This window comes from Arenibacterium halophilum (assembly GCF_005938225.1).
In the GTDB taxonomy this organism is placed as follows: Bacteria; Pseudomonadota; Alphaproteobacteria; order Rhodobacterales; family Rhodobacteraceae; genus Arenibacterium; species Arenibacterium halophilum.
In genome coordinates, this window is record NZ_VCPC01000003.1 from 185,530 (window position 1) to 212,412 (window position 26,883).

The 26,883-nt window shown below is 63.2% G+C and carries 28 protein-coding genes; 3 read left to right on the forward strand and 25 right to left on the reverse strand.

What is annotated here, in order from left to right; translation table 11 throughout:
* Nucleotides 1-71 precede the first annotated feature (71 nt).
* Complete coding sequence (locus FGK64_RS14085) at nt 72-566, forward strand: class I SAM-dependent methyltransferase (protein ID WP_138864478.1); 495 nt, start codon at nt 72-74, stop codon at nt 564-566.
* 3 nt (nt 567-569) lie between these two features.
* Here the strand turns inward: FGK64_RS14085 and FGK64_RS14090 are convergent, their stop codons facing one another.
* The 3 genes from FGK64_RS14090 to FGK64_RS14100 all read right to left on the reverse strand — a co-directional run bounded on the left by FGK64_RS14090 (nt 570) and on the right by FGK64_RS14100 (nt 3,788).
* Nucleotides 570-1,199 (reverse strand): glutathione S-transferase family protein, encoded by a 630-nt coding sequence (locus FGK64_RS14090; protein ID WP_138864479.1) that lies wholly within the window; start codon nt 1,197-1,199, stop codon nt 570-572.
* A gap of 70 nt (nt 1,200-1,269) precedes the next feature.
* A complete protein-coding gene (locus FGK64_RS14095; RefSeq protein ID WP_138864480.1) occupies nt 1,270-2,406 on the reverse strand; it encodes an acetate/propionate family kinase in 1,137 nt (378 codons plus the stop codon).
* On the reverse strand, nt 2,403-3,788 hold the full coding sequence (locus FGK64_RS14100) for a bifunctional enoyl-CoA hydratase/phosphate acetyltransferase (protein WP_138864481.1): 1,386 nt from the start codon (nt 3,786-3,788) through the stop codon (nt 2,403-2,405). The genes FGK64_RS14095 and FGK64_RS14100 overlap by 4 nt, the downstream gene beginning before the upstream one ends.
* 112 nt (nt 3,789-3,900) lie before the next feature.
* Here FGK64_RS14100 and FGK64_RS14105 point away from each other — a divergent pair, with 112 nt between their 5' ends.
* Nucleotides 3,901-4,329, forward strand: a complete 429-nt coding sequence (locus FGK64_RS14105; RefSeq protein WP_138864482.1) for an ion channel — start codon at nt 3,901-3,903, stop codon at nt 4,327-4,329.
* 114 nt (nt 4,330-4,443) lie between these two features.
* Here the strand turns inward: FGK64_RS14105 and FGK64_RS14110 are convergent, their stop codons facing one another.
* The 17 genes from FGK64_RS14110 to hmgA all read right to left on the reverse strand — a co-directional run bounded on the left by FGK64_RS14110 (nt 4,444) and on the right by hmgA (nt 21,761).
* Entirely contained in the window at nt 4,444-5,145 is a 702-nt protein-coding gene (locus tag FGK64_RS14110) for an ABC transporter ATP-binding protein (RefSeq protein WP_138864483.1), read from the reverse strand.
* Between the two features lie 3 nt (nt 5,146-5,148).
* Nucleotides 5,149-5,892: an ABC transporter ATP-binding protein gene (locus FGK64_RS14115; protein ID WP_138864484.1), complete on the reverse strand. Its 744-nt coding sequence runs from the start codon at nt 5,890-5,892 to the stop codon at nt 5,149-5,151.
* Between the two features lies 1 nt (nt 5,893).
* Nucleotides 5,894-6,847 carry a branched-chain amino acid ABC transporter permease gene (locus FGK64_RS14120; protein WP_138864485.1) on the reverse strand — a complete coding sequence of 318 codons (954 nt, stop codon included), beginning with the start codon at nt 6,845-6,847 and terminating at the stop codon, nt 5,894-5,896.
* 1 nt (nt 6,848) lies between these two features.
* Entirely contained in the window at nt 6,849-7,772 is a 924-nt protein-coding gene (locus FGK64_RS14125) for a branched-chain amino acid ABC transporter permease (RefSeq protein ID WP_138864486.1), read from the reverse strand.
* Between the two features lie 67 nt (nt 7,773-7,839).
* Complete coding sequence (locus tag FGK64_RS14130) at nt 7,840-9,021, reverse strand: ABC transporter substrate-binding protein (RefSeq protein ID WP_138864487.1); 1,182 nt, start codon at nt 9,019-9,021, stop codon at nt 7,840-7,842.
* A gap of 570 nt (nt 9,022-9,591) precedes the next feature.
* On the reverse strand, nt 9,592-10,173 hold the full coding sequence (locus FGK64_RS14135) for a VOC family protein (RefSeq protein ID WP_138864488.1): 582 nt from the start codon (nt 10,171-10,173) through the stop codon (nt 9,592-9,594).
* Entirely contained in the window at nt 10,170-10,520 is a 351-nt protein-coding gene (locus FGK64_RS14140) for a DOPA 4,5-dioxygenase family protein (protein ID WP_210236576.1), read from the reverse strand. Before FGK64_RS14140 ends, FGK64_RS14135 begins: the two co-directional genes overlap by 4 nt.
* A gap of 132 nt (nt 10,521-10,652) precedes the next feature.
* On the reverse strand, nt 10,653-11,216 hold the full coding sequence (locus tag FGK64_RS14145; protein WP_138864490.1) for a hypothetical protein: 564 nt from the start codon (nt 11,214-11,216) through the stop codon (nt 10,653-10,655).
* A gap of 339 nt (nt 11,217-11,555) precedes the next feature.
* Nucleotides 11,556-13,214, reverse strand: a complete 1,659-nt coding sequence (locus FGK64_RS14150) for an ABC transporter substrate-binding protein (protein WP_138864491.1) — start codon at nt 13,212-13,214, stop codon at nt 11,556-11,558.
* A 548-nt stretch (nt 13,215-13,762) separates the two neighbouring features.
* Complete coding sequence (locus FGK64_RS14155) at nt 13,763-14,707, reverse strand: cyclase family protein (RefSeq protein ID WP_138864492.1); 945 nt, start codon at nt 14,705-14,707, stop codon at nt 13,763-13,765.
* 146 nt (nt 14,708-14,853) lie between these two features.
* On the reverse strand, nt 14,854-15,492 hold the full coding sequence (maiA, locus tag FGK64_RS14160; protein WP_138864493.1) for a maleylacetoacetate isomerase: 639 nt from the start codon (nt 15,490-15,492) through the stop codon (nt 14,854-14,856).
* On the reverse strand, nt 15,485-15,688 hold the full coding sequence (locus tag FGK64_RS14165; protein ID WP_138864494.1) for a DUF2783 domain-containing protein: 204 nt from the start codon (nt 15,686-15,688) through the stop codon (nt 15,485-15,487). Before FGK64_RS14165 ends, maiA begins: the two co-directional genes overlap by 8 nt.
* Nucleotides 15,685-17,316: an FAD-dependent oxidoreductase gene (locus FGK64_RS14170; protein WP_138864495.1), complete on the reverse strand. Its 1,632-nt coding sequence runs from the start codon at nt 17,314-17,316 to the stop codon at nt 15,685-15,687. The genes FGK64_RS14165 and FGK64_RS14170 overlap by 4 nt, the downstream gene beginning before the upstream one ends.
* A 19-nt stretch (nt 17,317-17,335) precedes the next feature.
* Nucleotides 17,336-17,863, reverse strand: coding sequence for a DinB family protein (locus tag FGK64_RS14175; RefSeq protein ID WP_138864496.1), 528 nt, complete (start codon nt 17,861-17,863; stop codon nt 17,336-17,338).
* Nucleotides 17,860-18,810 (reverse strand): MBL fold metallo-hydrolase, encoded by a 951-nt coding sequence (locus FGK64_RS14180; protein WP_138864497.1) that lies wholly within the window; start codon nt 18,808-18,810, stop codon nt 17,860-17,862. Before FGK64_RS14180 ends, FGK64_RS14175 begins: the two co-directional genes overlap by 4 nt.
* 80 nt (nt 18,811-18,890) lie before the next feature.
* Complete coding sequence (gene fahA, locus FGK64_RS14185; RefSeq protein WP_138864498.1) at nt 18,891-20,147, reverse strand: fumarylacetoacetase; 1,257 nt, start codon at nt 20,145-20,147, stop codon at nt 18,891-18,893.
* 252 nt (nt 20,148-20,399) lie between these two features.
* Nucleotides 20,400-21,761 carry a homogentisate 1,2-dioxygenase gene (hmgA, locus tag FGK64_RS14190; protein WP_138864499.1) on the reverse strand — a complete coding sequence of 454 codons (1,362 nt, stop codon included), beginning with the start codon at nt 21,759-21,761 and terminating at the stop codon, nt 20,400-20,402.
* 92 nt (nt 21,762-21,853) lie between these two features.
* Here hmgA and FGK64_RS14195 point away from each other — a divergent pair, with 92 nt between their 5' ends.
* Complete coding sequence (locus FGK64_RS14195; protein WP_138864500.1) at nt 21,854-22,285, forward strand: MarR family winged helix-turn-helix transcriptional regulator; 432 nt, start codon at nt 21,854-21,856, stop codon at nt 22,283-22,285.
* Here FGK64_RS14195 and FGK64_RS14200 read toward each other — a convergent pair.
* The 5 genes from FGK64_RS14200 to rplS all read right to left on the reverse strand — a co-directional run bounded on the left by FGK64_RS14200 (nt 22,282) and on the right by rplS (nt 26,439).
* On the reverse strand, nt 22,282-23,097 hold the full coding sequence (locus FGK64_RS14200; protein WP_138864501.1) for a hypothetical protein: 816 nt from the start codon (nt 23,095-23,097) through the stop codon (nt 22,282-22,284). The genes FGK64_RS14195 and FGK64_RS14200 overlap by 4 nt on opposite strands.
* Before the next feature lie 54 nt (nt 23,098-23,151).
* Nucleotides 23,152-23,961, reverse strand: a complete 810-nt coding sequence (locus FGK64_RS14205) for a division plane positioning ATPase MipZ (RefSeq protein ID WP_138864502.1) — start codon at nt 23,959-23,961, stop codon at nt 23,152-23,154.
* Nucleotides 23,962-24,093: 132 nt separating this feature from the next.
* Entirely contained in the window at nt 24,094-25,647 is a 1,554-nt protein-coding gene (locus tag FGK64_RS14210) for a tetratricopeptide repeat-containing sulfotransferase family protein (RefSeq protein ID WP_138864503.1), read from the reverse strand.
* A 175-nt stretch (nt 25,648-25,822) separates the two neighbouring features.
* A complete protein-coding gene (rpmE, locus tag FGK64_RS14215) occupies nt 25,823-26,044 on the reverse strand; it encodes a 50S ribosomal protein L31 (RefSeq protein WP_138864504.1) in 222 nt (73 codons plus the stop codon).
* A gap of 11 nt (nt 26,045-26,055) precedes the next feature.
* On the reverse strand, nt 26,056-26,439 hold the full coding sequence (rplS, locus tag FGK64_RS14220) for a 50S ribosomal protein L19 (protein WP_138864505.1): 384 nt from the start codon (nt 26,437-26,439) through the stop codon (nt 26,056-26,058).
* Nucleotides 26,440-26,883: the final 444 nt, after the last annotated feature.

A 26,883-nucleotide genomic window follows, 5' to 3' on the forward strand; every position in this document is an offset into this window, starting at 1 on the left:
TTCGCGCCCCGGGCTGCCATGTAAGGCACAATGGCCCGCAGGCAGCGCCGCCCCACCCAGAAGGAGCCCCGATGACCCGACTCGACATGTTCATTGACCGGATGGTGTCACAGCGCGCCTGTCTGGATTTCGCCATCGCGGAAACTGCGCTGATGGGCGGGCCGGTGTTTGAACTGGGCCTTGGCAACGGGCGAACGTATGACCACCTTCGCGACCGCGTTACGGGCCGCCCGATCTATGTGTTCGAACGCGCCGTGGCCTCGAACCCGGCTTCGACCCCGCCCGAGGACATGACGATTTTGGGCGATGTGCGCGAAACCCTGCCCCAAGCGGTGGGGCGCTTTGGCGATACGGCTTCGCTGATCCACGCCGATCTTGGCGGGCATAACCTTGCCAAGAACGATGAATTCGCGCGGCTTGTGTCGCCGCTGATCGCCCCGCTTCTTGCGCCCGGCGGGTTGATGGTGTCATCGGACCGGATGTATTTCGACGCACTGGAACAGGTCCCCCTGCCCACCGGCGCGGTCGAGGGGCGCTGCTTCATCTACCGCCGCCCGACCGCCTGAGCGTTACAGCAGCGCGCTGGGGCGTTCGCGGATGTTGTCGCGCCACGTCAGCGTGGCCTTATGTGTCTCGGGAACGCGCATCTTGATGACGCGGGCGAATTCGACAAAGACAAACGCGGTGATGTCGGCCAGCGTGAAGTGATCGGCCGCCAGAAACGGGCTTTCGCCCAGCCGCCCCTCGAGCAGGTCGAAAAACACGGCGGTCCGCGTCAGCCCACGCTCGGCCAGCTCGGGGATTTGTGCGTGGTTCGTCGGGCCGGGCAGGGCGCGATCCTTCATATGCGGGTTGGAATTGCGCAGCGCCTCGGCAATGGGCTGGCCGCCCTGCTGTTCCGCAATCGCGTTCCACATCAGCACCTGCCCCTTTTCCTCGGGGGTGCGTCCCATCAGCGGCGGTTCGGGTTGAAAAGCCTCGAGGTAGGCGGCGATCCCAAGGTTCTCTGTCAGTGTCGCCCCGCCTGCCGTGACCAGAACGGGCAGGGTGGCGCGCGGGTTCACGGCCAGAAACTCAGGTGCCATCTGCTCGCCGTTGGCGATCGAAACCTCGTGGGTTTCGATGGTCAGCCCCTTTTCGGCGATGAACATCCGGGCGCGGCGTGGGCTGGGCGCGGTGGAACAGTCGTAGAAAATCATGAATCGTCCTCCCTTGGGCAGCTTTCCCGCTTTGCGCAGCCAGAGCAAGGCCCGCGCAAATGCCGTTGCGTCACGTCAACAGCGCATTGGCGGCCCGGGCAATGACCAGTTCTTCGTCGGTGGGAATGACTAGGATACGTGCAGCGCCGGTCCCGATGTCCTGCGCATTCGCGTCATTGGCGGGGCCGTCGATTTCCAGCCCCAGAAACGCCAGCCCTTCGACCGCGCGCGCGCGGATCGCCCCGGCATTTTCGCCAACCCCACCGCAGAACACCAGCGCGTCGATCCCGCCCAGCGTCGCCGCCATCGCTCCGATCTCGCGCCGCAGCCGTTCGATGTAGTACTCCAGCGCCTGCGCCGCCTCGGGCACGTCACTTTCCAGCAGCGTGCGCATATCATGGCTGATGCCCGACAGCCCCAGCATCCCGCTTTGGCGGTACAGAAGGTCGGTCAGTTCAGGCGCGCCCAGGCCCTGATCCAGCAGATACAGGATCACGCCCGGGTCGATCTGGCCGCAGCGCGTGCCCATCGCCAGCCCGTCAAGCGCCGAAAACCCCATCGTCGTGCTGATGGATCGCCCGTTGCGAAGCCCACAAAGCGACGCACCATTGCCCAGATGCGCAATGATCACGCGCCCGGCGGCAAGGCCAGGCTCGTTCTGGCGCAGCACGCCCGAGATATAATCGTAGCTGAGCCCGTGAAATCCATAGCGACGGATACCCCGCTCGTAATAGGCGCGCGGCAGCCCGTAGGTGTCATTGGCAAAGGCATGGCCCTGATGAAAGGCGGTGTCGAAACATCCGACCTGCACGGCATCGGGAAAGGCAGCCTGCGCGGCACTCACGGCCGCAAGGTTGTGTGGTTGATGCAGCGGAGCCAGCGGGATCAGCCCGGCGAGCGTTTGCAGCACATCCGGCGTCAACTCCATAGGAGCGGAGAAATCCGGCCCGCCATGCACGATACGATGGCCCACCGCCGCCACACGGCCGCCCCCCAGCATAGGCCGGATGGTGACAAGAATCGCTTGAACCGCGTTGGCATGGTCGCTGGCATCGATGGCGGTGGATGTTCCATCCACCTTTAATCTGGCATCGCCGCCGATCCGCTCGACCTGACCCGCGCCCACCAGATCGGGCGCAACAGCCTGCGTGTAGACCGCGAATTTGATCGACGAACTGCCCGCATTCAGCGTCAGGATTGCGCTCATACCCCGCCCCCATGCGCCGCGTTCAGTGCCGCCACCGCGCAGGATGCCAGCCGCGCGTGTTCGTCATCGGCCCGACTGGTCAGGATCACCGGGCATTTCGCCCCCATCACGATCCCGGCGCTGCGGGCGTGCGCCAGATACGTCAGCTCTTTCGCCAGCATGTTTCCGGCTTCCATGTTCGGCGCGATCAGGATTTCGGCGCGGCCCGCGACCATCGATTTGATCCCCTTGGTCATCGCGGCGCCAAGATCGACGGCATTGTCCATCGCCAGCGGCCCATCGACCAGCCCGCCCTTGATCTGGCCCCGGTCTGCCATCTTCGACAGGATTGCTGCATCCAGCGTCGAGGGGATGGCCGGGTTCACCTTTTCCACGGCCGACAGGATCCCGACCCGGGGCTCCGCCACCCCCAGGCTGTGCGCCAGGTAGATCGCGTTCTGCGTGATGTCGGCCTTGGCCATCAGGTCGGGCGCGATGTTGATCGCTGCGTCGCTGACCATCAGCAGATGATCCAGCCCCGGCACATCCATCACGAAGACATGGCTCAGCCGCCGCGCGGTGCGCAGCCCGGTGTCGCGCTGAACGATGGCGGCCAGGAAAACATCGGTATGCAGGTGCCCTTTCATCAACGCGCCCGCCAGGCCTTCGTTCACCATCTGCACGGCACGGGCAGCGGCGGCCTTGTGATCGGGCACATCGACGATCTGGATGCCCTCCAGCGATTCCCCGGCCTCTTGCGCCGCCTTTTCGATCTGCCGGGCATCGCCCACAAGGATCGGCAGGATCAGCGTATGCCGCGCCGCCAGCAGGGCACCGGCCAACGAATCGGGTTCTTCAGGGGCCACCACGACAGTGGGAATGGGCGGCAATGGTTCCGCCAATTCCAACAGCCGGTCGAAATGCCGGTGGCTCTGCACCGTCAGCCCCGGAATGTCATCGGCGCGGAACGACAAGGCGCGCTCGGGTGCGATTACCTCTGCTTCGCCCCGCAGTACGGGCGTGCCATCGGCGCCGAACACCTCGGTCGCCAGCCGCACCAGCCGGCCGGGTTCCTTTGCCAGCACCCGCACCCGCGCGGTCAGCACATCACCGGCATGGGCCTGCCCGACGAATTCCAGAGTCTGCGCCCGATACAGCGTGCCCGGTCCCGGCAGCCGCGTGCCCAGCACGGCCGAGATCAATGAGGCCACCCACATCCCCGGCGCCACCGCCTCGGGGCGGCCATCGCCGTCGCCATCCTCTTTCGGCAGGTGCATCGGGTTCAGATTGCCCGAGGAATTGGCGTAAACATACAGGTCGTCGGCGCGCAGCGCGCGCGTCAACTCGGCCTCCATCCCGACGCGCAGGCTGACATAGGGCACGTTGGCAATCGTCTCGGTCATGAAATCGCTTTCTGCAATGCGGCACACAGGGTCAGGCGCAAGCTAGGGGCGTTCGCCCCCCGCAATCAAGCATTCGCTTGACCCGCCCCGCAATGCGCCGAATGCTGCGCCCATGGTGTTGCAACTGGTTATTGGAAGCGGGCTGATCGCTCTGACGGCGCTGGTCGCCGCCTTTGCGTGGTGGCTGCTCGAGGTGTTTTTGCTGCGCAGCCACGGCTGGGCGATCCGCCCACCGCACGGGGCGCGACTGACGGCCGTACTGCTGGTGGCGATGTTCTGCACGCTCATGGTAATGACAGCCTCGGTCTGGATCTGGGCGATCGCGCTGGCGCTGCTCGACATCTTCGTCACCTTCGAGGCCTCGGTGTACTTCGCGCTCGTTGCCTTCACCACGCTCGGCTTCGGAGACATCCTCCTGCCCGTCGAATGGCGATTGCTCGGTGGGCTCGCCGCCGCCAACGGTCTGCTGATCTTCGGCCTGCTCACGGCCATGCTGGTCGAAACCCTCCGCGAAACCCGCGCCCGCCAGCGTGACGCGTGACCCGACCCTTTTTGGGGCCAAATATCCCGGGGGAGCCCCGCAGGGGCGGGGGCAGAGCCCCGTTTCGTCGAGTGTTGCCGCCTCCCGGCGGCGGGGCGGTAGAGCCCCTCCTCCCTAGAATTCCAGATACTGTCGCCGCGTCGCCTCGTCCGCGCGCAGGTCCTCTGTCGTGCCGCTCCAGACCACCTCGCCGCGCTGGACGATGTGGTGGTGGTCGGCGATGCGCATCAGGTCGGCCAGGTTCTTGTCGACCACCAGAATCGACATGCCCTCGGCGCGCACCTGCTCCAGCGCGTCCCAGATCTTGCGGCGTACCAGCGGGGCCAGCCCTTCGGTCGCCTCGTCCAGGATCAGCAGGCGCGGATTGGTCATCAGCGCGCGGCCGATCGCCAGCATCTGCTGTTCACCGCCCGACAGCAGGTTGCCCATCGACGACACCCGCGTTTCCAGCTCGGGGAACAGCGCGAACACCTTGTCGATGGTCCAGGGATCAGCGACGCCCAAGTGGTTGCTGGCCGTTGCCACAAGGTTCTCGCGCAGCGACAGGTTCGGGAAAATCTGCCGCCCCTCGGGCACCAGCCCAAGGCCAAGGTTTGCGGTGCGGAAACTGGCGCGACCCACCAACTCTTCGCCATCAAAGGTGATCGACCCGCCACTGGCCTTCACGATCCCCATGATCGTGTTGATCGTGGTGGTCTTGCCCATGCCGTTGCGACCCAGCAACGTGACGACCGATCCTGCGTTCAGGGCCAGCGACATGCCGAACAGCGCCTGGCTGGTGCCGTAATGGGCGGTGACGTCTTTCAGAACCAGCATTGGTTATTCCTCGCCCAGGTAGGCGTGCTGCACCGCCTCGTTGCCGCGAATCTCGTCCGGGGTGCCGGTGGCGATGATGTGGCCGTACACCAGCACCGAAATCCGGTCGGCCAGCGCGAACACCGCCTCCATGTCATGTTCGATCAGCAGGATGGTGTGCTGGCCCTTGATGCCGCGCAGCAGCTCGACCATCTGCATCGATTCATGGCTGCCCAGCCCCGCCATCGGTTCGTCCAGCAGCATCAGCTCGGCATCCGAGGCCAGCGCAATGGCAATTTCCATCCGGCGGTGTTCGCCATGCGACAGCGCCTTGGTGCGATGTTCGGCCTTGGCGGTCAGATCGACCTTGCCCAGCAGATCCATCGCCTTGTCGCGCAAGTGGCTCAGCGACCGGGCGGGCCGCAGAAAGCGGAAGGAATGCCCGTCGCGCGCCTGCAAGGCCAGCGCCACGTTGTCGATCACGCTCATCTCCATGATCAGCGAGGTGATCTGATAGCTGCGGGTGATCCCCAGATGCGCGCGTTTGTGCGGCGGCAGGGTGGTGATGTCGCGCCCGGCGTACAGGATGCGGCCCGTATCGGGGCGCTGGCTGCCGCAGAGCTGGCTGATCATCGTGGTCTTGCCCGCGCCATTGGGGCCGATCACGGCGTGCAACTCGCCCTTTTGCACGCTCAGGTTCAGGTTGTCGGTGGCCTTGATGCCGCCAAAGCTCTTGTTCAGCCCGTCAATTTGCAGAACCGCGCTCATCTCAGTCCTCCTTGCGGCCAAACATGCCGGCCAGACCGCCGCGCACGAACAGCACCACCGCCATCAGCAACAGGCCAAAGGGCAGGTGCCAGTAGATGGTGAAATGCGACAGAACCTCTTCGAGCACGATGAAGACAACCGCGCCCAGCACCGGCCCCACGGTCGTCGAGGCGCCGCCAAGGATCACCATGAACATCAATTCGCCCGAGCGCGACCAATCCATCATTTCCGGGCTGATGAAGGTGGTGAAATTCCCCAGCAGCGCCCCGGCATAGCCCGCCATCGCGCCGGAAATCACGTAGGCCACCAGCCGGAAGACATAGACGTTGAAGCCCAGCGTCGCCATGCGGTCGGGGTTGCCCTTGGCGCCTTGCAGCACCATGCCAAAGCGCGAATTCACGATCAGCCGCACCAGCACCATCGACACGATCAAGGAGACATAAGCCAGCCCGAACAGTTGCAACGGGTTATCAAGGTCGATCCATGCAAACTGGGACCGGGTATCGATCACAAGGCCGTCGTCGCCGCCATATTCCTCGATCGACACGATGAGGTAATAGATCATCTGCGCGAAGGCCATCGTGATCATGATGAAATACACGCCCTTGGTGCGCAGGCAGACCAGCCCGGTCAGCAGCGCGAAGACCGCGCAGGCCAGCACCGCCAGCGGCAGCTGGACATAGCCCATCGTCGCCCAGTCGCCCCAGCCGGTATAAAGCCAGTGATGCGCCGGAATGCCGACCGCATAGGCGCCCAAGCCCACGAAGGCCGCGTGACCAAAGCTCACCAATCCGCCGTAGCCAAGGATCAGGTTCAGGCTGACCGCCGCGATCGCCAGGATCACCAGCCGCGTGGCGAGATCCAGGTAGAACGGGTTGCCGGTTAAAAAGAACAGTGGCGGCAGCACGCCAAGCAGGGCCATCACCGCAAGGGTGATCCATCCGCGTGTCGTCATGTCAGCGTACCTTCGGCGGAAACAGACCCTGCGGGCGGAACGCCAGCACAAGGGCCATGATGATATAGATCAGCATCGCCGAAATCGCGGGGGCCGAGTTCTCGGCGGCGACGGGCGACATGAACAGGGCAAAGATGTCGTCAAGGAACGACCGCCCCAGCGTGTCGATCAGCCCGATCAGCAGCGCGGCGATGAAGGCCCCTTTGATCGACCCGATCCCGCCCACGATGATGACGACAAAGGCGGTGATGATGATGCCGTTGCCCATACCGATGGTGGCCTCGGTGATCGGGGCGATCAGCATGCCGGCCAGTCCCGCCATCGCGGCGCCAAGGGCAAACACCAGCCCGAACAGCAGCTCGATGTCGATCCCAAGGGCCGACACCATCGTCCGGTTCGACGCGCCCGCGCGGATCAGCATCCCCAGCCGGGTTCGGTTCACCATCCAGAACAGCCCGGCGGCGGCGGCCAGCCCGGCGCCAATGATCATCAGGCGAAAGGTGGGCACGACGGTATCGCCCCACAGCGTGATTTGCCCGCGCAGCCAGTCGGGCAGCGGCACAGATAACCCCTCGGGCCCCCAGATCAGATGGGTCAGCGTGTCGATCACAAGGATCAGGCCAAAGGTGCCAAGCACATGGTCAAGATGGTCGCGGGCATAGAGCGGCCGCGCCACGAAGCGTTCGACCAGAAACCCTATGACGCCCGTGATCGGCACCGCGACGATCAGCGCAAGGATGAAATTGCCGAACAGGTAGGTCAGCGTCGCGCAGAAGAACGCGCCCAGCATGTACAGTGACCCGTGGGCCAGATTGACAAAATCCAGAATGCCGAAGACCAGCGTCAGCCCCGAGGCGACGAGGAACAGAAGCAGCCCCAGTTGCAGCCCGTTCAGGCCCTGAATCACAAGCAGCGAAAAATCCACGCTTAACCTCTTTGCGAAAGAAAACCGGCCGGGCGCATGTGTCCCGGCCGGCTCTCAGGCAAATGCCTTACTTCATGTCACATTCGGCGGCAAAGCTGTCGACGTGGTTTTCGTAAACCGTTTCGACAACCTTGGTGGTCCAGACGCCATCAGCATCTTCGACCACTTCACGCAGGTAGAAGTTCTGCACCGGCAGGTTGTTGTTGCCGAAGGTGAAGTCGCCCCGCACGCTTTCGAAATCGGCCTCTTTCAGGGCGGCCCGCAGCGCGTCCTTGTCGGACATATCGCCGCCCACTTTTTCCACGGCTGAAGCGATCAGCATGATCGCGTCATAGGACTGCGCGCCATAGTACGACGGGTAATGGCCGAACTTCGCCTTGAAATCGGTGACGAATTTCTTGTTCGCGGCGTTGTCGAGCGAGGGGTCCCACTCTTGCGTCACTTTCGAGCCGATCACGTCGGTGAAGCCCGCAGATTGCAGTTTCGGCAGCGAAATCGCATCGACCGTGAACACCGAGTAGAGCGGCAGCGTCTCTTTCAGACCGGCCTGCTGATATTGCTTCACGAAGGCACCACCGGCCGCACCGGGGTAGAACACGAACAGCCCGTCCGCGCCGCTGGCCTTGGCCTTGGCAAGTTCGGCCGAAAAATCAAGCTGGGCGTCGGCGCCCCACTTGGTCAGGTCCTTGCCGACGATTTCGCCCGTGAAGGTGCGTTCCACACCGGCGGTCATGTCCTTGCCCGCGGCATAGTTCGGCGCCATCAGGTACAGCGATTTCACGCCTTGGCGGTTCAGAACCTCGCCCATCGCCATCGGCGTCTGGTCGTTCTGCCACGAGGTGGAAAAGAAGTTCTTGTCGCACAGCTTGCCCGCCATCTGGCTGGGACCGGCGTTGGCGGAAATCAGGATCTTGTCGGCGTCCAGCACCGATTTGCGGCTGGCCAGCAGCACGTGCGACCAGATGTAACCGGCGACGAAATCCACGTCATCCTGTTTCACCAGCTTGTCGGTCACCTGCTTGCCGGCTTCGGGGGCGAACTGGTCATCGCCGAAAATCACCTCAAGCTCGGTGTCGCCGGCTTTGCCGCCCAGATGCTCCATTGCCAGGTTCACGGCGTTCTGCATGTCGGTCCCGATCACGGCTGCGCCGGTGGTCAGCGTTGTGACAAAGCCGATCTTTACCGGCTCGGCGTGCAGCGGCAGCGCCAGCAGGCTGGCGGTGGCCGCCATGGTCATCAATCGTTTCATTCTCTCTCCCCTTCGTTGGCAGGCCCGCTCAGGGCCGCTTGCACCATGTGTGCATTATATTGCTTATTCAGGCAATATAATTATCGTTTCTGCGCCGCCATCAGACGACCGACAGATCATACCATGCGCGCGACAGCCCGAGGGTCAATCTTGCCGCTGCCGATTTTTGGCAAATCGTTAACAAAAACGTCCCTCTCACACGCTTGTGCAAGAAATGCGTTGTTTTCGAAACGGATCGGAACCCGTGTGTCAGTCCGTCCAGGACGGTTATGCCGCCGGCCAAAGCGACCAACCTGCGAAACATCCCTCGCCAGACAGGCAATGTGAAACCCAGATGCGTATCTTTTGATCAGGAAGGATTGTTGTCTTACTTGCCCTGAAGGCCAAGCTTTTAGGCGCCGCCTTGCCGTTTCCAAGGTGCCAAGCCTTGCCGGCCAGGACAGAGGCTCTGCCACCGTCCGCTGACGCGGACGCCCCCGGGATATTTTGGCCCCAAAGAAGGGCAAGATGCCCCATTTCTTTAAGGCCATAAATATCCCCGCCGGAGGCATCGCGCGCAGCGCGATTCTTTCAGTAAGGGTTGCGAGGCGAGCGATCGTCCGAAAGGGATTGCTGGCGCCGTTCGACAAGCGCTTCGATCGCATCGGCCAGATGGACTTCGGCGATGTTATAGTCGCCGCGCGCCACACGGATGCGGTGGGCTTCGATCATCACATCCGCATGGCGGCAGCCCTCTGGCGGTTCGAAGCGGTAGCAGGCAAGTTCAATCAACAGGCCCAGCGGATCCTTGAAATAGATCGAATCCATGAACCCGCGATCTTTTGGCCCCGAATGACGGATGCCCCGGTCGTCCAGCCGGGTGACGGTCTGGCTGAAAGTCGCTTTGCTGACGTTGAAGGCGATGTGATGCACGCAGCCCGGCTCGGTCGGGGTGCGGCGCGGATCGGGTTTGCGGTTTTCGTTTGTGAAGATCGTGATCAGCCTGCCGTCGCCGGGATCAAAATACAGATGGCCTTCGTCCGGGTTGTCGAGATTGGGCTGATCGAAAATGAAGGGCATCCCCAGAACGCCTTCCCAGAAGTCGATGCTGGTCTGCCGGTCGGCCCCGGTCAAAGTGATGTGGTGCACGCCCTGTGCCTGCAGTTTCTTCATGCGCTTGCCTCCGTCTGGAACATCTCGAGCTTCAGTGGCAGCAGTGCGCCCATCCAGATACCGTGGTCGCGGTGATCTGCCAGATCGTCGCCGGTATCGAGGTGGGTGAACACCGTCAGCCCGTTGCGGTTCATGGCAAGCCAGGGCATGACCGTGCCGAACTTCTCGGGGCCGAAGGCCAGTTGGCAGCTCCACATCGGATGGGGGCCGACCTCGCGTTCGTGGATGCGGCCCATCGAAATATCAAAACGGTCGCGCGCCGCTTCGCAGAGGGCGCGGGCCTGCCCGACGGTCTCTGCATCGAAATAGACATGGGCATGATAGCCGAGGACGTCATTCTGCATCATCTGATCTCCGGTTCGTTTCGATCAGAATGCACGGGTAAAGAGCCCGCGTGAACCGGCGATCTTTCCACAGAATATGTGCAGTGGGGCAAGGTTGCGCGAGGAACCGGCGGCATTGCTGCCGCCGGAAGGGTATTAACCGCGGCGTTTGCGGCCAAATGCGCCCATCGCAAGCGCGCCGCTCACCAACATCAGCCCGGTTGCCGGAAGCGGAACCGCCGAGATGGTATTGGTGCCAGAGGAAAAGGCCACGCGAACGGTGGTTTCCTGCCCGGTGCTTTGCGTGCTGAAGGCAAAGACCGCATCGGTCGCGTCAAATCCGTTGCCGGTCAGCGTGCCGCTGGCCTGAAAACCACGGGGCGTGTTGGGCGCGGCGACGAAGTTGTAGAAGCTGGTGGCGGTAAAGGTGAAACCGCCGCCGGAATAGATCATGGCCGGGGCCGTTCCAACCAGATCATACAGCGTGAATTGGGTCGCCGTCCCAAGTTCGTCCAGATCGATGATAAAGCTGTCGAAATCGCCGGTCGCAACCTGCGCGCGCCCGACGCCGACAAAGTCGACGTTGAAGGTGCTGGCCGAGAATGTCGAGCTGGGATTGATTGAGCCGATAAGCTCAAGCTGACCATTTATGGGGGCCGCCTGAACGGCCGCGGGCAACGCAAGCAGGCAAGCTGCGAACGCCGCGTGGATTGGTTTCATGATTAACCCTATGTACGAAAAACTAGGGGCATCCGCGCCCCGGTCCCATCATACCATGCCGTATCGCCCGACGTTAAGAATTCTGCGTATTGCGGTGCTGGCGCGCGACAGAGGGCGTCAGAGGTTTGCGACGCTTCGGCATCGGAATTCAAGCGATTATAAGCTGTAAATTGTGGGGTGACCGCGCAAGGGGCGATGCACCTCTGCGCAGCGGCATCCAATCACCACAACGTGAAGCGGAGATCGTCGATACGGGCAGGTACAGGAGGCCGAATCACACTGACTTGGCCGAAATCCGTGGCCCGGTCAGGGGCCACGGAAATGTTCATATTGCGGGTATCAGACCCAGCGCAGTTTCCACGGCTGAACCACGAAACCGATGTGGTGCGCACCACCTTCGAGGTTCGTTTTGGTATGGTTATAGAGCGAGCGCCAATAGGCCTGGATGGTCACGCCGTCCTCCTGAAGAAGCTTTTCGCCCTTGGCCATCAACTCGCGCCGCGCGTCAGCGTCCGCCGTGGCCAGCGCCTGCTCAAGGATCGAGTCGAATTCTTCGCTGGCATAGCCGAATTCGTTCCATGCCTCACCGGATTTATAGGCCAGCGCCCAAATCTGCACACCCAGCGGGCGCGCGTTCCAGTTGGTCGAGCTGAACGGATACTTCGTCCAGTCGTTCCAGAAGGTCGACCCGGGCAGAACGGTCCGCTTGACGTTGAAGCCCGCATCGCGCAGCTGGGCCGCCACCGCGTCGGTGGTATCCTTGCGGTAGGCATCGTCAATCGAGATGATTTCCATCTCGAAGTCCGCCATCCCGGCTTCGGTCAGCATTTCCAGCGCCTTTGCGGGGTCGTGCTCCAGCTTGGGCAGCTCGGCGTATTCCGGGTGCATCGGGCCGACATGGTGGTTTTCGGCCACCTTGCCACGGCCACCATAGCCCAGTTCAAGGATCACTTCGTTGTCGACGGCCAGCTGGATTGCCTTACGCACTTTCGGGTCGGCATAGGGCTTCTTGCCGTCCACTTCGGCCAGCTGGTTCGGGCGCACCACAACGGTTGCCGCGCTGGTAATCTCGTTCTGGTTCCAACCGTCTAACGTGGCCATGATGTCGATGAAATCGCCGTCGACCGAATAGGTCATGTCGATCTCATCCGCTTCGGCCGCAGCCACCCAGGCCGACGGATCGGTGCCATAGTCGATGAATTCGACCCGCTCGACCCAGGCGCCGTTTCCTGCGTTCCACCATTCGTGATCGTCGTTGCGCACCAGCACGCCCTTGACGCCGACCTCGAGGCTTTCGGGCAGATAGGGGCCGGTGCCGATCGGGTTGTCCAGCATCGTAGCCGCATCGTACGACGCATGCACGATCGCCGCCGGATAATCCGCCATACCTGCGATCAGGGTGATGTCCGACCGCGGCAGTGTCAGCTTGACGGTCGACCCGTCGACGGTGATCGCCCCTTCGGCGGCCTTGCCGGTGGCGTCATCGATCAGCACGGCAAAACGACCCGCCATCGAGTTGCCTTCAACATCCTTTTCGCACCAGCGGGTGATGTTGCGGGCCACGTCCTCGGCGGTGAAATCGTCGCCATTGTTCCACTTGACGCCCTGACGCACGTTCAACGTGTACTCGGTCGCGTCTTCATTGATCTCCCAGCTTTCCAGCAGCATCGGGGTGAACGAGCCGTCGTTCTCCCAGGCCACCAGGTATTCCAACCACCCGTTCGAGAAGTTGGCGATCTGGCTCCAGTCATAGGTGCGTGTGTCCTTCAGGGCGCGCACTTCCATCTGGATCCGCACAGTGCCACCGTTTTCGCCACCGGATTGCGCCATGGCCGGGGCTGGCAGGCCCAGCATCCCATAGGCCGTGGCCGCCGTGGCCCCGAACGACGTGGCAATGGCCATGAATTCGCGGCGGCTGACCGGGTCCGATCCGACCTTACCGGCCTGATCCTGAACCGTCTTGGGCAGCGTTTTGCCGGTGCGGGTAAAAAATGTCATGGTCTTCCTCTCGGTTGGTTATCTGATGCGGGGTTGATCCCCGCGTATCCCCTGTTTGTGTCGGGCGCGTCACAAATGTTGCGACCAGCCCGATCTTCCATGTGACGGATCGCCGAAATTGATCCGGCTCCAGGCCAGTTGCCCGTCATGGCGCAGTCTGACGCAAAGCCACGCAGGGATGCAACCCGACGCGCGCGCGGCAAACTTGTACGTCTCCGACATCTGAGGGGTAAGATAAGACACTTTCTGCAAAATTCCCGAAGTTCGCAGAAGATTCTGGCAGTCAGTACGATGTGTGCCAGCGCGCATTATTCTTTGGGGGCAAATATCCCGGGGGGTACGGGGGGCAGAGCCCCCCGTGTTGGTCGGATCGCGCAGGCGATCCGAAACCGGTTTCACTCCTTTGCGATCGGGTCGGGATCGCCCGAAGCGAACCGAAACCGGTTTCACTCCTTTGCGATCGGGTCGGGATCGCCCGAAGCGAACCGAAACCGGTTTCACGTTGTTGCGATCGGGTCGGGACCACCCGAAGCGACAGGGAATCGCGCTTAATACAGGGCCACCGGGTTGATGATCATCTGTACCGTGCCGCGAATCCGGGCCTGTCCCAGGACGAACATGAATTCGTTCACCCCGTCCCGCAGGATCGGGCCGGTGTTCATGGTTTCCAACAGGTAGATGCCGTTTTCCTTCAACAGCACCACGTGGCCATAAAATGCGCCGTCTCCCTCGGCAGGCGGGATCGGCTCGATGCCCCAGGTGTCGGCCCCAACCGCCATCACGTTAAGCGACGCCAGATACCGCGCGCCGTTCACGTTCAAACCGGGCTCGCCCGAAACCCAGGCCGTGGGGTCGCTCTCCAGCTTGCCCTCGGTCCAACCGGTGTGGAACAGCACGATATCGCCTTCACCGATGCTCACGCCCTGCGCCTCGGCGGCGGCCTTGATCTCGGCCTCGCCGAAATTGTCGCCCGCGTCCATCACCTCTTTCCCGGCGTGGCTCGCCATATCAAGGATCACGGCGCGCCCGACCAGCGGCGGAATGTTATGCGCGCCCAGCTTGGTCAGACCGGTGATGGCGCTGATGTCTTCCTTGTTGCAGTTATAGTAGTACCCTTTCTCGCCCAGATGGCCCAGGCCGTCGATCTGGCTGCCGATGCCGACCCAGGTCTGGATGATGTCGTCGTTGTAGTTGCCGGGATAGCCAAAGGCGGTCAGCTTGGCGCCGCCCTGCTGGTTCGGTTGCACCACCTGCAGGTTCAGCGACCGGGGCGCAAAGGCCGGGGTTTCGCTGTCGATCACGATGCCCAGAGGCACGGATTTTCCCTGTTTCACCAGCTCCAGCGCCGCCATCGTGCGTTCGGGCGTCACAAGGTTGGCCGAGCCGATTTCATCCTCGGCGCCCCATTTGCTTTCTTCACAGTCCTGCGCGCTCAGGCTTCCGGCGATCAGCGCGACGGAACAGGCGAGGCTGGCAATCAGTCTTTTCTTCAATGTCTTATCCTCCCAGATCAAAATGCCGCGGTGCGGAATGCTATTCCGCAACCCCGACCGTGCGAGTGTTGCACGATTCCGTGATCTGGCAAGGACGTTTTTTCAACCTCCGGGCGCCGGGCGCGCACCAGAGGTTGAAACCGGCATCAAGCCGCCGGTTGCCACTTTTCGGGGTGAGCGGCGGCAAAGGCCGGGTGCGCCGCGCAGGCATCGGCCACGCCGCTCAGCCGGGTCAAGTCGTCCATCTGCACGCCCCAGCGGTTCGCGTTGTAGACTTGCGGCATCAGGCAGATGTCGGCCAGACCGGGCGTATCGCCACAGCAATAGGGCGCCTGTTCGAAGCCGCCCAGCAGCACCTCGAAGGCTTCCAGCCCCGGGCGGATGAAATGGCGCATCCAGGCGCCCATCGTCTCGTCATCGCCGGTCAGCGCCTTGGCGTGGCTGGCGACCGACAGGTTGCAGACCGGATGGATGTCGACGGCAATGGAATGCGCCAGCGCCCGTTCCCGCGCACGCGTCAGCGGATCGGCCGACAGCAGGCCCAGCCCGCGGGTGTCGTTCAGATACTCCAGCATCGCCAGCGATTGCGTCAGCCGTGCTCCGTCGATGTCAAGAACCGGCACAAACCCTTGCGGATTGCGGGCACGATGCGCTTCCGTGCGGTGTTCGCCCGTGGGCAGGTCCACCGGCACCGAGGTGTATTCGATCCCGCCCATATGCAGTGCGATCCGCATACGATAGCTCGCCGACGAGCGCCAGTAATCGAACAGGGTGATGTCACTCATCTGCATAGCTCCTTGCAGTCGTCAGGAGGGCGCGCAGATCGTCCAGCGCGCCGATGTGGTTCGCCATCAACAGCACCAGTCGCGCGTTCAGGGCGTGGCTTTGCGGCTCGCTCAACCCCTCGTGCGCCTGCATCAGCGCGGCGTAGAACTCGTCCTGTACGGGGCTCAGGTTGTCGGCGGCGATGGTGCGGCTCATGCGATGGCCCTTTCGGTTGCGGCCGTGGTGCCCTTGGCGCGGGCCAGCGCGGCGGCAATCTCTGCGGCGCTGGGGGCGGGCCCGAAGGCCGCGCAGATATGGCCGTCGGGGCGGATCAGGTAAACCCGCGCCGCGCCATAGCGGCCCAGCGCCAGCCCGGTGGGGTCTTCGAATCGGCGACAGCCGTCCTGCGCCCCGCCGATCACCACCCGGTCAACGCCATCGACCTGCGGCAAGGTCACCGCGTCAAAGCCCACCAGCGTGAACCGTCCCTGCAATTCTGCCACCAGCCATGTGTCGCGGTTCCCGTCGCGCAGAGGCGCATCCAGCAGCGGCGCCCCCGGCAGCACTGGCGCCGTGCCCGGTGTTTGCAGCGCGAAGCCCGCCAGCGAGCAGGGCAGCGACAGCCGCCCCGAGTTCAGCAGCCGCCGGGCAAATGGCTGATCTTTCGCCAATTTCAGGGCTTCGGCCCGGAATAGCGCCTCGATGGGCGTTTTCGGAGTCATGAAGTTGGTCGAGCGCGACGAGTTCAGGATATTCTCGGCCGACCCGTGGCTGCGTTCATCGTGGTAGGTGTCGATCAGCTTGGCGGGGGCCGTGCCGTCCAGAACGGCGGCCAGCTTCCAGCCCAGATTGTCAACATCCTGGATGCCGCCATTGCCCCCACGCGCACCGAAGGGGCTGACCACATGGGCGCTGTCGCCCACGAAAATCACCCGCCCATGCACAAACCGATCCAGCTTGATGCAGCGGAATTTGTACACGCTGACCCAATCCAGCCGGAACGGTTTGTCCCCCACGATCGCCTTGATGCGTGGGATCACCCGATCCGGGTCAGATTCGGCGCGGCCGTCGGCGTCCACGTCCAACTGTAGGTCGATCCGGTAGATATTGTCGGGCTGGGCGTGCAGCAGCGCGGATTTTCCCGGGTGGAACGGCGGATCGAACCAGAACCAGCGTTCCGGCACCGGATGGTCTCCAAAGGGGCTTTGCTCCATTTCGATATCGGCGATCAGGAATTGCTCCTGAAAGGTCTGGCCGGTGAAATCCAGCCCCATGCGGGTGCGGGTTGCCGAATTCGCGCCATCGCAGGCCAGGTAATATTCGGCTTCGAGGTGGTAATTGCCCTTGGGCGTGTCGATGGTCAGCACGACGTGATCGCCGTAATCCTCGTGCTTGATGACTGCGTTCTTGAACCGCAGGTCGATCAGATCGGGAAAGTCCTGCACGCGTTCGACAAGGTATTGTTCAACGTAATATTGCTGGAGATTGATGAAGGCGGGGTACTTGTGGCCGTCCTCGGGCAGCAGATCAAAGCTGTAAACCTCGTCGTGGCCGTGGAAATTGCGCCCGACCTTCCATGTCACGCCCTTTTCCAGCATCCGCTCGCCCACGCCCAGCCGGTCGAAGATTTCCAGCGTGCGCTTGGCCCAGCAGATCGCGCGGCTGCCGACCGAGACGACGTTGTTGTCATCCAGCACCACGCTGGGCACGCCGCGCTGGGCAAGGTCGATCGCCATGGCCAGCCCGATCGGCCCGGCGCCCACGATGGCGACCTTGTGGCGCGGCTCGGGCGCGCTCAGCCCCGGCGGCGCAACAAAGGGAAACGGCGTGTAATCGTAGGCCATGGGTGTCCTCCCCCTTGGGTCAACTGTCGAAATAGGCCTGCGCGGTGGGCGCGCGGTCGTAGTCGAGAAAGAATTCGTCCAGCTGCGGCGGGGCCACGCCCAGCGTTTGCAGCTGTACATGCGCCTGCCCGCGATGGTGCACCTGATGCTGCGCCAAATGCAGGATCAGCGCATCGACACGTTCCTGCACCATGCCCTCGGGGCGTGCGGTTTGACGTGTTTCCGTCAGCGCCTCGGCGGTCAGGTTAAAGCAGAACCGGATGAACCGCGCGTCCACATCGGCCTGCGCGCGGGCCAGTTCAGTGGGGTCGTCCAGCTCGGGCTGGTCATAAACGCTGCGGCCCAGCCCCCCCGATTCCAGCGCGTCGAGGTAATACAGATCGACCTGCCAGATGTGGTTCAACGTCGCCTTGAGCGAGCCGAAGAACCCCGGTGCCGGCGCGGCAAAACCCCCGGCGGGCAGGGTGCCCACCGCGCGATGCAGCGTGGCATTGGCCCAGGCGTTGTTCTGAGCCAACAGCCGGAAGGGGGCCGCCGCTGGCGTCATCCTTGCAGCGCCTCCCACATCTCCTTGTCGCGCGCGGCGGTCCAGATGCGGGGGGTGTCGATATCCAGCGCCTCGTCATAGGCGCGGGCGACGTTGAAGGGCAGGCAGTGTTCGTAGATCGCGTAGTCGCTGAACTTCGGGTCGCATTCGGCGCGTACCGCGTCCCAAGCCTGTTTCAGCGTGCCGCCTTTCAGCGCCACGCGGGCGGCAGGGCGATAGGTGGAGCGCACGAAATCCTCGGTATTGTCGAGCGCGGCGTTCACCATGTCCTTGCCGACCAGCGCATCGCCCCGGCCCGGCGCGATGGCGTCAAGGTCGAATCCGCGGATCGCGTCCAGCGTTTTCGGCCAGTCGTGGAAATGCCCGTCGCCGCAGTAGCAGGCCGAATGGTATTCGACGATGTCGCCGGTGAACATGGTGTTGGCATCGGGCACGAAAGCCACGATATCGCCCGCCGTATGGGCCCGGCCCAGGTGCATCAGGTCGACCCGGCGTTTGCCAAGGTAAACGGTCATCCGGTCGTTGAAGGTGGTGGTCGGCCAGGTCAGGCCGGGGATGCTTTCATGGCCTTCGAACAGGCGCGGGAAGCGCGCGAATTCGCTGTCCCAGTCTTCCTGCCCGCGCTCGGCGACCATGGCGCGGGCCTTTTCGCCCATGATGACCGTCTGCGCACCAAAGGCGGAGCAGCCCAGCACGCGCACGGCGTGGTAATGCGTCATCACCACGTGGGTGATCGGCTTGTCGGTGACCTCGCGGACCTTTTCGATCACCTTGTTGGCAAGGCGCGGGGTGGCCTGTGCCTCGACGATCATCACGCTGTCGTCGCCGATGATGACGCCCGAGTTGGGATCGCCCTCGGCGGTAAAGGCCCAGAGGCCTTCGCCCACCTCGGTGAAGGAGATATTCTTTTCAGTCATGTCGCCTTGCGACGCGAAAGCCTTGGCCATGTGGTGTGCCTTTCTGACGGGGGACGCCGGGGGCAGCTGCGGGAGCCTCCGGCGGGGATATTTATGGGCCCAAAGAAGGATCAGCGTTTGTACGGATCCGCGAGGGCGGGCAGGATGGTGCCGGTGCAATCGCCGAACCCGATGGTATAGCCGTCGCCCTTGGCTGCGCCGCGCAGGGTCAGCGTGTCGCCGTCTTCCAGGAAGCTGCGGGTGTCGCCGGTGTCGAGCGTGAGCGGTTCCTTTCCGCCCCAGCTGAGTTCCAGCAGCGATCCGCGTTGCGATTTTTCCGCGCCCGAGATGGTGCCCGAACCCAGCAGATCGCCCGTGTTCATCGGGCTGCCGGCGGTGGTGTGATGCGCCAGCTGCTGGGCCGATGAATAATACATCTCGGCATAGTTGGTGCGCGCGATGGTGGTTTCCGCCTTGCCTTCGGGGGCCAGCGCGACCTCGAGCTCGATGTCATAGAGCATCGGGCCACAGTCCTTCAGGTGGTCGAGCAGTTCGAATTCGCGCACGGGCGTATCGGTGCGGAACGGTTCCAGCGCCGGTTTCGTCACAATCCACGGGCTGATCGAGGTGGCCGTCGCCTTGGCCTGGAACGGCCCGAGCGGTTGGTATTCCCAGGCCTGGATGTCGCGCGCGGACCAGTCGTTCAGCAGCACGTAGCCAAAGATCATGTCGTCGGCTTCCTGCACCGTCACGGGGCCGTCGCTGTCGGTGCCGACGATGGCGCCCATTTCCAGTTCGAGGTCGAAGCGGCGGCAGGGCAGGAAGGCGGGTGTGTCATGGTCGGGCGATTTCAGCTGGCCCCAGGGGCGGCGGATGTCGGTGCCCGATACATAGACCGACGAGGCGCGGCCGTTATAGCCGATGGGAATATGCAGCCAGTTCGGCGGCAGCGCGTTTTCGGCGCCGCGGAACATGGTGCCGACGTTGGTGGCATGGTGCCGCCCGGCGTAGAAATCGGTGTATTCCGACACCATGAAGGGCATGTGCAACGAGGCCTCGGCCATCGGCACCAGCAGGTCTTCGACCTTGTCCTGTTCCTTGCTGCCCTCGGCCAGCAGGGCGGTCAGCCGGTCGCGCAGGGCGGCCCAGACGGCGGGGCCTTCGGCCATCAGGTCGTTCCAATAGGGCGCCTCGAACAGCGGTTCGTCGCCGAGGGCGATCAGCCCGCTTTCCTCGGCGGCAGCCATGTCGAGGATCTGGTCGCCAATGGCGACACCACAACGTGGTTCGGTCCCGTCGGTCGAAAAGACGCCATAAGGCAGGTTGTTCAGCGGAAACGGGCAATCGGCGGTATTGGCCGAGGCGACCCAGCTTTTCATCAGCGGCATCGGGTGTCCTTTGGTGTATCGGTTCGGCGGGCCCGGCGGGCGGGCCTAGTCCTTGTTCTTGCGGCGTTTCTGCGCCCAGCGGATGACCACGAACAGCACCGCCATCACGACGATCCAGAAGATCAGGTCAAGTGTTGCGTCGTTCATCCCGTGGTCCTTTCGGTGGCGGGCGGCCCCTGCGCCATCCCTGTTGCGTCAGGGATAGCCCATTGGCGCGGTGATCGCCACCGCTGCCACTCCGTCGGGGGCGGGCTACTTCCGCCCCGGCGTTCCGTCGAATTTCTTTTCGAGGCTCGACCAGCAGTCGATGTAATCGTCCTGCAAGGGCGCCTCGGTCGCAGCAAAGCGGGTCAGGTGCTGGGGAAAGCGGGTTTCGAACATGAACGACATGGTCTGGTCCAGCTTGTCGGGGCCAAGGTTCGCGTTCGAGGCCTTTTCAAAGGCGTCGCGGTCGGGCCCGTGCGGCAGCATCATGTTATGCAGGCTCATCCCGCCCGGCACAAAGCCCTGCGGTTTGGCATCGTATTGGCCGTAGATGTTGCCCATCAGTTCCGACATGATGTTCTTGTGATACCACGGAGGGCGGAAGGTATCCTCCATCACCATCCAGCGTTCGCGGAACAGCACGAAATCGATGTTCGCGGTGCCCTCGACCCCGCTGGGCGCGGTCAGCACGGTAAAGATCGACGGGTCGGGGTGGTCAAACAGGATCGAGCCAACGGGGCAGTAGTTGCGCAGGTCGTATTTCACCGGCGCATAGTTTCCGTGCCAGGCCACCACGTCCAGCGGGCTGTGCCCGATATGGGTTTCGTGGAACTGGCCGCACCACTTGATGGTCACGGTCGAGGGCGTTTCGCGGTCCTCGAAGGCGGCGACCGGAGTCTTGAAGTCGCGCCGGTTCGCCATGCAGTTGGCGCCAATCGGGCCACGGCCGGGCAGGGCGAATTTCTGGCCGTAGTTTTCACAGACAAAGCCGCGCGCCGGGCCTTCCAGCACCTCGACCCGGTACAGCAGGCCGCGCGGGATGATCGCGATTTCCTTGGGCTCGATGTCGATGATCCCAAGCTCGGTCGCGAACCGCAGCCGGCCTTCCTGCGGGACGATCAGCAATTCGCTGTCGGCGGAATAGAAATAGCTGTCGACCATGCTTTCAGTGACCAGGTAGATATGGCTGGCCATGCCGACCTGCGTGTTCACATCGCCCGCCGTGGTCATGGTGCGCATGCCCGTCAGCCAGGTCAGCGGGGTGTCAGAATGGGGCACCGGATCCCAGCGATACTGGCCAAGGCTGGTCACATCCTCGGGGATATGCGGCGCCGATTTCCAATAGGGCAGATCAATCCGGGCATAGCGGTGCGAATGTTTCACCGAGGGGCGGATGCGATAGCACCAGGTGCGTTCGTTCTGATGGCTAGGCGCGGTAAAGGCCGTGCCCGATAGCTGTTCGCCATAGAGGCCATAGTTGACCTTTTGCGGGCTGTTTTGCCCTTGTGGAAGGGCGCCGGGCAGGGCCTCTGTTTCGAAATCGTTGCCGAAGCCCGGCATGTAGCCTTCGGTTGTGCCGGTGGGCGCGGCAGCCTGCACGAAGTTGTGCGGATCGGTGGGGCGATTCATGTCGTATCCTCCTCTTTGGCGGGCGCGGGGGCTTGCCTTTGCCGAGACAGGTAATAGTTGATTTTGTAACTAACAACGGGAAAGGTGCGGGAATGCCGCCAAAAGATGACTTTGATCTGCACGCCTTTCTGCCCTACCTGTTGAACCAGGCGGCAGAGGCCAGCAGCCTTGGGTTTCAGGCGTCCTACAAGGGGCGGTATGGGATGCTGCGCACCGATTGGCGGGTGCTGTTTCACCTTGGCATCCATGGGCGGATGACGGCCAAGGACATTGGCGAACGTGCCAAAATCCACAAAACCAAGGTCAGCCGTGCGGTGCAGCGCCTGGCCGACCGGCGGTTTCTGACGCGCGAAAGGGACGAATCCGATCGCCGGTCCGAGTTTCTGGAACTTACGCAGGCAGGGCAGGCGGCCTATCGTGACCTCCGCGCCATCGCGCAAGAGTACGAGGCGCGGTTGACGGCGCGCTTCTCGGCCGAGGACACCGTGCTGTTGAAACGCCTGCTGGTCGAACTGGCGCGTTAGCCCGGGATTTGCGAACAGTCGATCTGGGTCTCGGGGGGGAATTCCATCCCGTCGATGGCCGCGCGCGCGCCGCACAGCTGGGGTTTGCACTGCTGCCCCGCGTCGTGCAGACGCAAGGCGCCCGCCTGCGTTACCTCGATTTCGACCCGGCAGCCGGAGGGGCCGGTATGCACCCAACGCCCGCTTTCGGCCCTTACCGCGCCGTCAAACCCGCAGTGGTGCCCGCCGCCCTGCCAGCTGTCGAGCGCGGCGCGCCCTGTGCCATCATCGCGGGGGGCAAGCAACAACGTGCTGTCGCCGCGTTTGTAGCAATAGCGCGTCGGTGCGGCGCTGGCTGTGGTCGAGGCAGACGCGCAGGGAATCTGTGACAGGCGCCAACCGCTGCCGGCGAGGTCGTCCAGTTTCCAAAGCCCGTCGTGGGGAATGAAATCATAGGCAACGACGGTCGGCTCTCCGAAAAGGGAGAACCGGGCGGTGACGGTCTGGCGCGCCGCGTCGCCTTCGGTTGTCACCTGCAAGGTGCGGGACAATTCGTTAGCGTCGAAATCCTGGCCCGAGATGTCGGGCGCAAAATCGAGACAGGCATTGGCCAGGTTGTCGCTATGGCTGTCGTTGGCCTGGAAAAATGCAATCAGCCGAGGTGTCAGGAATTGTCCGCTGCGCTCGGGCGCGCGCAGGTAGGTCAGCCCGGCGTGTGCGCCACCGCCTTGTGCCAGCGATTGATAAATCCAACGCACCGTATCCTCGGGCCCGGCGGCATGGGCCGCCGTTCCAAGAATCATTGCGATCAGCGTGACACAGATTTTCAACATCGCCGCCCCCCATCCGATGCCAGAGTGACATGGCGCGGCGGCCCTGCCTAGAGCCTAGAAATCGACGGTGACACCGGGCAGGCGCAGGCCCTTCATCATGTCACGCAGCTCTTGCCGGGCGGCCACGTTCGAGATGTTGAGCTGCTTCACCCCAATGTCTTTCAGGTCCAGCAGGGTCAGGCCGCGCGGAAAAAGCTCGCGGAAAATCACCCGCTCGGAAAAGCCGGGGACGATGCGAAAGCCGACCCGCTCGGCCAGCATGTTGACCGCGCGTTCCATCTTTTCCTTGTTGACCATGCGCTGCGTGCCCACGCGGTTGCGCATCACCACCCAGTCGATCGGCTTCAGCCCGGCCTGCGCGCGTAACTGGCGTGCGTTCCACACCATTTCCGAATATACGGACGGGCCGGTGATCTTTTCCCCGGCGGCGTCGGTATGGGCCAGCAGGTCGAAGTCTATGAAACTGTCGTTCAGCGGGGTGATCAGCGTGTCGGCCAGCGAATGCGCCACCTGGCTGAGCCGCGTATGAGAGCCGGGGCAGTCGATCAGGATGAAATCGCTGTCGGGTTCCAGCCGCGCCACGGCCGCCGACAGGCGATGGTCATAGATGTTTTCGCCGGGCTGCAGCGTGCTTGCGTCAATCTCGGGCAGGTCATGGCAATCGGCGCTGGCCAGTTCCAGCCCCGACTGTTCGATGAATTCGCGCCGGTTTTCGACATAGCGGCCCATGGTCCGCTGCCGCAAATCCAGGTCCAGCGCGCTCACCTTGAATCCCATCCGCGCAAGGGCCGTCGCCACATGCATCGAAACGGTCGATTTGCCCGCTCCGCCCTTTTCGTTGCCTACAACGATGATATGCGCCACCGGTCGCACCCCGCTCTGTTCTTTCGGGTATCTATATGTAGGGGCGGCAGCGCTGCAAAGCCCAATTGCGCATATTAGAGCCGATTCCGGCGGGAACGGCGCAGGAAATCCACAGTTTCTGGTTGTGCCGCGTCAGGTGACCCCGGCCGCCGTCAGTGCCGCAATGATCGGGGCCATCCCTGTGCGATAGGGATGCCAGCCATCGTCGGCGCCCGGCGCGATGGGATGGCGAACCTGCATGTTGCTGGCGGTGAGAACCGGAGCGGAGTTGTCTTCGGGGCGTAGGTTGCCGGCACTCCATTCAACATCGCACGCCGCGCAAAGCGCCTTGCCCTGATGTTCTGGGTCGGCCACCAGATCACCATAGTGCAGCGCGTGGATTACTTCGCCAAACCTTGCCGCCCAGCCGTCGGTGAGCGCCTTGTGCAGCGCCATGTAGACGACGATGTGCGCCGGGTCATAGCAGAACCTGTTGCCGCCGCCTGCGAATGAATGGCGCAGCAGCGAGAAGGCCAGCGGGACGGCGTCGCGCGTCACATGGACAAACCTTGCCTCGGGCAGGGCGGCGCGCAAAAGCCCGACCCAGCGGAAATTCAGCGGCATCTTGTCGGTCAGCAGGGGTCGCCCGTCCGAACGGGCGGCGAACCCTTCATCCAGCTTTTGCCGCAGAGCCAAAATGTCGGATCTGTCAGGGTGTTCGCGAGACTCGTCCTGCAACTGGCGCAGAAGCGGGGCAACCGCGCCCGAGACAACGGGCAATTCGCCCCCCATCTGCACGCCCGCGCTTTGGCCAAGGACGCGTTCCACGAGCGTTGTGCCCGAGCGCGGCAACCCCACGATGAACACGGGGCGCGGGCCAGTCAGCGGGGCCATGTCGCTGAGGTTTGTGGGTTGCATCTGCGCAAGCCAGGTGAACAGCGCCGCCTCCCGCGCAGGGTCGAACCCGGCAGTTCTGGCGCGCAGCGCGTTCCCCTTGAGAAGATGCGCAAAGGCCAGATCATGCTGTCTTAGCGTGTGCAGCCGTTCGAAGATTGCGAAATGCCCGGCAGGATCGCTGGCGGGCAGCTTTTTCAGCGCCGCCAGGTGGGCCTTTGCGTCACCGCCCGCCCGCGCAAGGTTGTAATGCACATCACCGTTGTCGGGTGCCCAGCGGATCGCTTTTCGAAAGAACGTGGCGGCCGTCTCCAGATCGCCACGCGCCCGGGCCAGAATACCCAAGTTGTTCAGCGGCGCGGCGTCACCCGGGCCATCCACCAGCGCGGCGCGATGGCAGGATTCGGCCCCGCCAAGATCGCCCAGTTCGCGCAGGATACGTCCGCGTAAATCCAGCGTTTCGGGGCATTCGGGCAACCCGTCAAGCGCGCCCAACGCGGCCTGCATCCGTCCAAGATCCAGCCGGCACAACGCCAGGGCACGGGCGGCACTGTCATCGGAGGGGGCAAGCTGCACCAGCGCGGCCCACAGCCGTTCCGCCGAATGCAACGCCCCGCGCGACTGTTCGGACCTTGCACGGCTGGTCAAATCGGTGATGGCGCGGGCCTTCGTACGCTGCAATCCCTGCTGCGCGCGGCGATTGCCCGGAAATTTCACCAGAACCGAGGCAAAACCGCGCGCCGCCGAACTGGCATCGCCCTTGCGCCGGGCGCGTTCGGCGCTGTCGAGCGTTCGCGTGATGTCTGATGCCATAGGAAGTGCGCGTGCCGTGCTTGCCAAGCCAGTGGTCCCTGTTCCGTTCCCGGCCAAGACTAGGGGCGCATTCCTTTCGATTCGGTCACTTTCCAGCCCCTCCCCCGAGGGTTTTCCAAAAAGAAAGCGCCGCCCGGGGTGGGGCGGCGCCGAATTCTCTGCAACGTGGTTGGGTTCAGAACCCGAGACCTTCGTATTTCTTCTTGAACTTCGACACGCGTCCGCCGGTGTCCATCAGGCGGGTGCCACCACCGGTCCATGCGGGGTGAACCGACGGGTCGATGTCCAGCGACAGCTGGTCGCCTTCCTTGCCCCAGGTCGATTTCATCTGAACGACGGTGCCGTCGGTCATCTTGACGTCGATCACGTGATAGTCGGGATGGATATCGGTTTTCATCTCGTCTCTCCTTATGCCTCGGCGCCGGATTTCGGCTTGTAGTGGGCGTTCTCGACGATGCGGGCCGATTTTCCGCGACGGGCGCGCAGGTAATACAGCTTGGCACGACGCACACGGCCGCGGCGCACCACGGTGATGCTTTCGATGTTGGTCGAGTGCAGCGGGAACACGCGCTCCACGCCTTCGCCGAAGGAAATCTTGCGAACGGTGAACGAACCGGCAATGCCGTGACCATTCTTGCGCGAAATGCACACGCCTTCATAGTTCTGCACACGGGTCCGCGTGCCTTCGGTCACCTTGTAACCGACGCGCACGGTGTCGCCCGGTTTGAAGTCGGGGATGTCTTTCCCCAGTTCGGCGATTTGTTCCGCCTCAAGTTGAGCGATCAGGTCCATCGCATCACTCCTGGTTATGTCACGGTTAGTCCGCGAATGTTTGCGCGCCCCAGAGCTTTGGTCTTCGGTCGGGTCCCGATCCGGTGATCGGCCCGCCAGAGGTACGGCGTCAGGTTCTTCGGTTGTGGCAGGGGCCCCCGACGTCACCGGCAGAAGAAAACCGGATTCGCGAAGACGAGGGCACAATACCAATACGCCCGGAATCGCCTGAGCGAGTCCGAACCAGCGCCGTGTAGGACATTCGCGCTGGCGGATCAAGCCGTTTCGCAGGGCCTAGCATGCGGCATTCGCTGTGCAATACGCGGCAGAAAGCGCGCGAAATTTTTCGAAACGGAAGGCGTGTTTACTGTTGATGCAGGGCCACCGACTGCACGAAACTTCTGCGTAGAATGCATTCAGTTTCAAATGTTCAGCGCGCGGGTTTACGCGCAGGTTTCGGGGGAA

Coding starts and splice junctions, on each gene's coding strand:
- FGK64_RS14085 (WP_138864478.1), top strand. CDS start 72: ATGACCCGACTCGACATGTTCATTGACCGGATGGTGTCACAGCGCGCC.
- FGK64_RS14090 (WP_138864479.1), bottom strand. CDS start 1,199: ATGATTTTCTACGACTGTTCCACCGCGCCCAGCCCACGCCGCGCCCGG.
- FGK64_RS14095 (WP_138864480.1), bottom strand. CDS start 2,406: ATGAGCGCAATCCTGACGCTGAATGCGGGCAGTTCGTCGATCAAATTC.
- FGK64_RS14100 (WP_138864481.1), bottom strand. CDS start 3,788: ATGACCGAGACGATTGCCAACGTGCCCTATGTCAGCCTGCGCGTCGGG.
- FGK64_RS14105 (WP_138864482.1), top strand. CDS start 3,901: ATGGTGTTGCAACTGGTTATTGGAAGCGGGCTGATCGCTCTGACGGCG.
- FGK64_RS14110 (WP_138864483.1), bottom strand. CDS start 5,145: ATGCTGGTTCTGAAAGACGTCACCGCCCATTACGGCACCAGCCAGGCG.
- FGK64_RS14115 (WP_138864484.1), bottom strand. CDS start 5,892: ATGAGCGCGGTTCTGCAAATTGACGGGCTGAACAAGAGCTTTGGCGGC.
- FGK64_RS14120 (WP_138864485.1), bottom strand. CDS start 6,847: ATGACGACACGCGGATGGATCACCCTTGCGGTGATGGCCCTGCTTGGC.
- FGK64_RS14130 (WP_138864487.1), bottom strand. CDS start 9,021: ATGAAACGATTGATGACCATGGCGGCCACCGCCAGCCTGCTGGCGCTG.
- FGK64_RS14135 (WP_138864488.1), bottom strand. CDS start 10,173: ATGAAGAAACTGCAGGCACAGGGCGTGCACCACATCACTTTGACCGGG.
- FGK64_RS14140 (WP_210236576.1), bottom strand. CDS start 10,520: ATGATGCAGAATGACGTCCTCGGCTATCATGCCCATGTCTATTTCGAT.
- FGK64_RS14145 (WP_138864490.1), bottom strand. CDS start 11,216: ATGAAACCAATCCACGCGGCGTTCGCAGCTTGCCTGCTTGCGTTGCCC.
- FGK64_RS14150 (WP_138864491.1), bottom strand. CDS start 13,214: ATGACATTTTTTACCCGCACCGGCAAAACGCTGCCCAAGACGGTTCAG.
- maiA (WP_138864493.1), bottom strand. CDS start 15,492: ATGAGTGACATCACCCTGTTCGATTACTGGCGCTCGTCGGCGAGCTAT.
- FGK64_RS14165 (WP_138864494.1), bottom strand. CDS start 15,688: ATGAGCCGCACCATCGCCGCCGACAACCTGAGCCCCGTACAGGACGAG.
- FGK64_RS14170 (WP_138864495.1), bottom strand. CDS start 17,316: ATGGCCTACGATTACACGCCGTTTCCCTTTGTTGCGCCGCCGGGGCTG.
- FGK64_RS14175 (WP_138864496.1), bottom strand. CDS start 17,863: ATGACGCCAGCGGCGGCCCCCTTCCGGCTGTTGGCTCAGAACAACGCC.
- FGK64_RS14180 (WP_138864497.1), bottom strand. CDS start 18,810: ATGGCCAAGGCTTTCGCGTCGCAAGGCGACATGACTGAAAAGAATATC.
- fahA (WP_138864498.1), bottom strand. CDS start 20,147: ATGCCGCTGATGAAAAGCTGGGTCGCCTCGGCCAATACCGCCGATTGC.
- hmgA (WP_138864499.1), bottom strand. CDS start 21,761: ATGAATCGCCCCACCGATCCGCACAACTTCGTGCAGGCTGCCGCGCCC.
- FGK64_RS14195 (WP_138864500.1), top strand. CDS start 21,854: ATGCCGCCAAAAGATGACTTTGATCTGCACGCCTTTCTGCCCTACCTG.
- FGK64_RS14200 (WP_138864501.1), bottom strand. CDS start 23,097: ATGTTGAAAATCTGTGTCACGCTGATCGCAATGATTCTTGGAACGGCG.
- FGK64_RS14210 (WP_138864503.1), bottom strand. CDS start 25,647: ATGGCATCAGACATCACGCGAACGCTCGACAGCGCCGAACGCGCCCGG.
- rpmE (WP_138864504.1), bottom strand. CDS start 26,044: ATGAAAACCGATATCCATCCCGACTATCACGTGATCGACGTCAAGATG.
- rplS (WP_138864505.1), bottom strand. CDS start 26,439: ATGGACCTGATCGCTCAACTTGAGGCGGAACAAATCGCCGAACTGGGG.